Origin of the sequence: Acinetobacter sp. YH12219 (genome assembly GCF_013417875.1) — a bacterium.
Lineage (GTDB): Bacteria > Pseudomonadota > Gammaproteobacteria > Pseudomonadales > Moraxellaceae > Acinetobacter > Acinetobacter amyesii.
On record NZ_VPDC01000067.1, the window covers coordinates 1 to 1,067 of the forward strand.

At 60.4% G+C, this 1,067-nt stretch carries 1 pseudogene; it reads right to left on the reverse strand.

The features are described from left to right. Window positions 1-235: 235 nt before the first annotated feature. Window positions 236-1,067 (reverse strand): annotated as a pseudogene (locus tag FTV04_RS16630) (IS91-like element ISVsa3 family transposase); the annotation flags it as partial.

Below are 1,067 nucleotides of genomic sequence, written 5' to 3' on the forward strand. Positions count from 1 at the left end.
ACGTATAGGAAGAATAAACGCCCTTTTCACCCAAGTCCAACAGCTTTGGACCGCAGTTGACTCTTTCGACACCCCTGCGATGCAACCCAATCCGGCTGACGGGGAGCCAGCAACGCTGAAAATTTACCCTCCTCTTTCCCACTAGCGGCTCCTTTTCCGACAACCAGCACGGCGGATCCCTGCCGCGGCGCTGTGAACGCAGCATTTTGATTGGTATCGTTGGCCTTCAGGCTCGTCAGTCAAACAGACCCAGGAGCAGCTCAGCCGGTGGCGCCCGGCTTTCGGGTAACGCCCTGGTCCCGCTGGTTTCGGCTTTGTGCTTCAGGTGATCAAGGATCTGCTTGATCACTATAGGGTCTTCAATGCAGGCGATGACTTTCATGGCGCCGCCGCAGCCGCTGCAGGTCTCGATGTCGATATTGAAAACACGCTTGAGCCGTTGCGCCCATGTCATCGACGCTCGCCGTTGTGCTGGTGTTGCCGGTTCATCAGCCACCCTGACCTTGTTGCCCCTGCCCCGTTTTGCCGGCGTGACCAACGCCCGGTGCCGACTGTTGGGTGCGAACACCCCGTGGAAGCGGGTTAGGTTGACTCTGGGCTTCGGTACCAGGGCGGCCAGCCTTGCAATGAAATCCAATGGTTCGAAAATGACGTGCGTGGTGCCGTCCCGGTACGGCGTCTTGAGCTGGTAGCGCACGTTGCCGCCTCGTGTTAACGACAGCCGCTTCTCGGATACCGCCGGGCGGCTGATGTACCGGCACAGCCGTTCGAGCTTCTTGCGTTCATCGGCCCTGGCCGCCACGCCGGCGTGCAGGCTGGACCCGGCTACCTTGCCAATCCCGTCACCGAACGGATCACCACTGGTCGGCAGAGTTTGCAAAGTGAACACCTTTCGCCCCGCCTGTGAACCGACAGCGATACGGTAAGTGATCGAGTGCCCCAGCAGGGGTGTCATCGGGTCGTCATCCACCGCATCCGAGGCCAGATAGCTGTTTTCGACATCCCGTTCCAGCAGGCCTTGCCGTTCCAGATAGCGACCCACCCGGTGGGCGATGGTGTGCGTCAGC